Raw genomic sequence first — 4207 nt, 5'->3', positions numbered from 1 at the left:
CCGGTTGGCATCTTGGCCACGCGCCACACGCCGCTACGTGCGGCTACCAACGGAAGTTTAGCCTTCCGTCGCTCAACCGGGGCCGCCCGATACCGGAGCTCACCCCATGACTCGTCGGTCTGAGGCGAAGCCTCGCTAGCTGTGGAACTGGGGTCTTCGCGCGAGGTCATCAGCCGCGTCCTGAAGGGTCTGGAGTCGCAGGGACTGCTGCGCACGACGCGCGGTCTCATCGAGCTGCTGGACATTCCGGCGCTCGAGCTGCGCGCACGGGATGGCTGAGCAGACGCAATCCGTCGCTTGGTGACAAAGTCACTGAATCGCCGGGGCGCTGCGATTAGGCTTGTATGACACCCTCACCGGATCGGCCGAACGCGCCGGTCGCCACAACAACAGAGATCATCCTATGACCCCAAATGTCGGAACACTCGATCGCACCCTCCGTATCGTCGCCGGTGTCGCCATCGTCGGCTGGGGCGTCTATGCCCAGAATTGGCTAGGTGCCATCGGGCTGGTACCCCTGGCCACCGGGCTCTTGCGCTGGTGCCCCGTCTATCTGCCGCTCAAGCTGAATACCGGCAAATAGGCGCGCTCGGCGGGTCAACCGAAGGGACGGCCCGCTCGGTCTCCATATCAGAGAGGGCGACTGAAGTCGCCCCTACAATCGGCCCCACATCCCTTCCGGGCCAAGCGTATTGCACCGGCCCTCCCTGTCGCGGGCTCCCTCCGCAACGTCGTCGCCTGTCCCTCACGCCTCCGCGTCGAGCACGCGTTCAGCCCAGTCGGCGAGGTCTTCGAGGATCGCACGCTTGCCCGGATCATCGGCGTATTGCTCGGCGAGCTCGCTCAGGGACTGCTCGAATTGATCGATCACGATACTGCCGCCAGCGGCGGGATCGGTGAGCCGGGCGAAGCGGAACAGATCCCAGTCCTCGCGCTCTTCGGGTGTGAGCGTCTCGGGCCAATTCCGGGCGCGGTAGCGCAACAGCATCTCGCCGAGACGCGGGTCTCGAAAGCTCGGCGCATGGTCGCTCAGCTCGGCGGGGTCAAGCCCGTGGATCGCGTCCATGGCGCGGCGATCGGCGTCCGAGAAGAAGCCGCCCGAATAGATCATGAGGTCGGGGTCGGTCTCGACCGTTCCATCATGGGCGCCATGGACCGCGCGGACCTTCTCTTCGATCGCCGGAGCGGCCTCGCGTAACCGGCGCGCATGATCGGCGACTGCATCCGGGTCGATCGACCAGCGCGCCGCCGCCTCGGGCTCGAGGGTCTTCATCGGGGCCAGAACCGGCGCGCGGTTGACGTGAATCGTCTTCAACGGGACCCGCTCGACACCCTCGGGAAGCTCGCTCGCAGGCGTGAAGAGCCGGGTCCGCAGCTCGTCTGCGGAGAGATGGATCAACAGGTCCGGGGACGCGCGCAGATCGATACAGACCACCCCGTTGCCGTTGAGCGGATGGGCACAAAGCGGCAGGATCGGTGCGATGCAGCCTTGGGCAGCCGGATAGCGCGCCGAGACATGCAGGAGCGGCACGCCTCGATCGAGCAGCTCACGCACCCGTGTCTTGCTCCTCAAGCTCAGCGCATAGTCGAACAGCTTGGGCTGGGCGTGCCGCAGGCGGCGCGCCAGGGCGATGGTGGCGCGCACGTCGGCGAGCGCGTCATGGGCCTGACCGTGGGCGATCCCGTTGGCGGCGGTGAGATGCTCGAGCTTGAAGGAGGCGGTGCCGTCCTCGCGCGTCGGCCATTCGATCCCGTCCGGTCGCAGGGCATGGGCGAGCCTCAGTGCGTCGATAAGATCCCAGCGGGAATTGCCGTTACGCCACTCGCGCGCGTAGGGATCGAGCAGGTTGCGATAGAGCAGGTTGCGCGTGACCTCGTCGTCGAAGCGCATGCTGTTGTATCCGACCCCGCAGGTTCCGGGGACGCTCAGCTCGGCGTTGACGGCGGCGGCGAACTCGGCCTCGACCAGCCCCTCGCGCTCGGCAAGTCGGGGCGTGATGCCGGTGATGAGACAGGCTTGCGGGTGCGGGAGTAGATCGGTCGAGGGACGGCAAAAGAACATGCTCGGATCGCCGATCTCGTTGAGATCGACGTCCGTACGCACAGCGGCGAACTGGCACGGCCGGTCGCGACGCGGATCCGAGCCCCAGGTCTCGTAGTCGTGCCAGAGAAAGGTCGGCGCGTTGGGGCGACCGGCCACTCGCCTTAGATCTTCTCGCGGATACGGGCACTCTTGCCGGTGCGGCCGCGAAGGTAGTAGAGCTTGGCGCGACGCACGTCGCCCTTGCGCTTGACCTCGATGCCGGCGATCACCGGGCTGTGCGTCTGGAAGACGCGCTCGACCCCTTCGCCGTGGGACATCTTGCGAACCGTGAAGGCCGAGTTCAGACCGCGGTTGCGGATCGCGATCACCACGCCCTCGAAGGCCTGCAGACGCTCGCGGGCGCCTTCCTTGACGCGGACCTGGACGACGACGGTGTCGCCCGGGGAGAACTCGGGGACTTCGGCCTTCATTTGCTCGGCTTCGAGCTGGAGAATGATGTTGCTCATGGTTTCCTTCGGCTCCTGTTCTCAACCGGCCTCATCGTCGTGATGCGACCGGACAAATTCATCGAGCAGCGCCTGCTCGTGCGGATTCAAACCGCGCCGCTCCAAGAGATCGGGGCGACGCCGGTAGGTTCGCCCGAGGGCCTGCTGCAACCTCCAGCGCGCGATCGCGGCGTGATCGCCGCCGATCAAGACTTCAGGCACCCGGCGCCCGTCGATCTCGGGCGGTCGGGTGTAATGCGGGCAATCCAGCAACCCGTCGGTATGCGAATCCTGGGCGGCCGAGTCGGCATGCCCGAGCGCACCGGGAAGCAGTCGGATGACCGCGTCCATCACCACCATGGCCGCCAGCTCTCCGCCGCTCAGGACGTAGTCGCCGATCGACCATTCATCGTCGATATGGCCCTCGATCAAACGCTCGTCGACGCCTTCGTAACGCCCGGCGACCAGGATCCAGCCGGATCGGCGCGACAGCTCGACCATTGCCGCCTGATCCAATACCCTGCCCTGCGGCGAGAGGTAGGCGACCCGGCTCTCGGGCACCTGCGCGCGTGCGGCAGCGATGGCATCGCGCAGCGGCTCCACCTTCATCAACATCCCCGGGCCGCCACCGTAGGGTCGGTCGTCGACGGTGCGATGCCGATCGTGCGTGAAGTCACGCGGGTTCCAAAGGTGCAGCTCGGCCACACCGCGGACCAGGGCTCGCCCCGTCACGCCTTGGTCGACCAGAACCCCGAACAGCTCCGGGAACAGGGTGACGACATCGAAGCGCATCACGGACAGCAGCGCCGATCACATCGGAGTATCTCAAACATGACCCACGGCCGACGATGTCGACGCCGACGCGCTAGAACGACGGATCCCAATCCACCAACATTCGGCGCTGCTCGAAATCGACATTCTTGACCACGTCGCCCCAAACAAAAGGCAATAGACGCTCGCGATCACCCTTGACGACGATGACATCGTTTGCCCCGGTCGCGAAGAGATGATCGATCGAGCCGAGCGCGACGCCCTCGGTCGTCTCGACCGAGAGTCCTTCCAGATCGACCCAGTAAAACTCATCCTGCGAGGCCGGCGGCAGCTGATCACGACCGACGGAGATATCCTGCCCGACAAGCGCGGCCGCTCGGTCGCGGTCGTCACAGCCGCGAAGGCTGACGACGATACCCTTGCCATGCCGCTTTCCTTCGCTCACTGTCCAGGCCGTCGCGTCTGCGCCGAGCAGCCAGGGAGAGTAGCTCAGGATGCCCTCCGGAGGCTCCGTCTCCGACATCACCTTCAACCAGCCGCGCACCCCGTACACACCGGCGATGTGCCCGACGACGATACGCGTCGAATCCGGTTGTCCGGCCACGATCGGGGGGGTTCGAGTCGGCTTCGCGTGGTGCGATCGTTCGGACTAGGACGCGACTGCGGTTGCCGACTCTTCGCGAGCGGCCTGCTTCAGAAGCTGCTTGACGCGGTCGGTCGGCTGGGCGCCGCGCTCGACCCAAGACTGCGCACGCTGACGGTCGACGCGCAGCTCGACCTCGCCGCCCTTGGCGAGCGGGTTGAAGAAGCCGAGGCGCTCGATGTAGCGCCCATCACGCTTGGCGCGGATGTCGGCGACAACGATCTGATAAAAAGGGTTCTTCTTGGAGCCACCCCGAGACAAACG

At 65.9% G+C, this 4207-nt stretch carries 6 protein-coding genes and 1 pseudogene; 2 read left to right on the top strand and 5 right to left on the bottom strand.

Translation table 11 applies throughout. The features are described 5' to 3' along the window. Positions 1-132: 132 nt before the first annotated feature. Positions 133-279, top strand: a pseudogene (locus VLR48_RS06630) (helix-turn-helix domain-containing protein); the annotation flags it as partial. 124 nt (positions 280-403) lie between these two features. Then, positions 404-583, top strand: a complete 180-nt coding sequence (locus VLR48_RS06625) for a DUF2892 domain-containing protein (RefSeq protein ID WP_325291015.1) — start codon at positions 404-406, stop codon at positions 581-583. A 162-nt stretch (positions 584-745) separates the two neighbouring features. Here the strand turns inward: VLR48_RS06625 and sbcB are convergent, their stop codons facing one another. The 5 genes from sbcB to rpsP all read right to left on the bottom strand — a co-directional run. After that, positions 746-2200, bottom strand: a complete 1455-nt coding sequence (sbcB, locus tag VLR48_RS06620; RefSeq protein WP_325291014.1) for an exodeoxyribonuclease I — start codon at positions 2198-2200, stop codon at positions 746-748. Between the two features lie 5 nt (positions 2201-2205). Continuing rightward, a complete protein-coding gene (rplS, locus tag VLR48_RS06615) occupies positions 2206-2550 on the bottom strand; it encodes a 50S ribosomal protein L19 (protein ID WP_093029092.1) in 345 nt (114 codons plus the stop codon). Between the two features lie 21 nt (positions 2551-2571). Beyond that, positions 2572-3321 carry a tRNA (guanosine(37)-N1)-methyltransferase TrmD gene (gene trmD / locus VLR48_RS06610; protein ID WP_325291016.1) on the bottom strand — a complete coding sequence of 250 codons (750 nt, stop codon included), beginning with the start codon at positions 3319-3321 and terminating at the stop codon, positions 2572-2574. A 73-nt stretch (positions 3322-3394) separates the two neighbouring features. Next, complete coding sequence (rimM, locus tag VLR48_RS06605; protein WP_325291013.1) at positions 3395-3904, bottom strand: ribosome maturation factor RimM; 510 nt, start codon at positions 3902-3904, stop codon at positions 3395-3397. A 45-nt stretch (positions 3905-3949) separates the two neighbouring features. After that, positions 3950-4207, bottom strand: a 258-nt coding sequence (rpsP, locus tag VLR48_RS06600; RefSeq protein WP_325291012.1) for a 30S ribosomal protein S16, incomplete at its 5' end; no start/stop codon positions are given.

The sequence above is a fragment of the Thiocapsa sp. genome (assembly GCF_035467215.1).
GTDB lineage: Bacteria > Pseudomonadota > Gammaproteobacteria > Chromatiales > Chromatiaceae > Thiocapsa.
Note: the sequence above shows the minus strand (reverse complement) of the source record. Positions and strands in the feature narration are given on the sequence as shown.

Bases quoted from the DNA above. Each gene is read 5' to 3' on its own strand.
- VLR48_RS06625 (WP_325291015.1), top strand. From the start codon at position 404: ATGACCCCAAATGTCGGAACACTCGATCGCACCCTCCGTATCGTCGCC.
- rplS (WP_093029092.1), bottom strand. From the start codon at position 2,550: ATGAGCAACATCATTCTCCAGCTCGAAGCCGAGCAAATGAAGGCCGAA.
- trmD (WP_325291016.1), bottom strand. From the start codon at position 3,321: ATGCGCTTCGATGTCGTCACCCTGTTCCCGGAGCTGTTCGGGGTTCTG.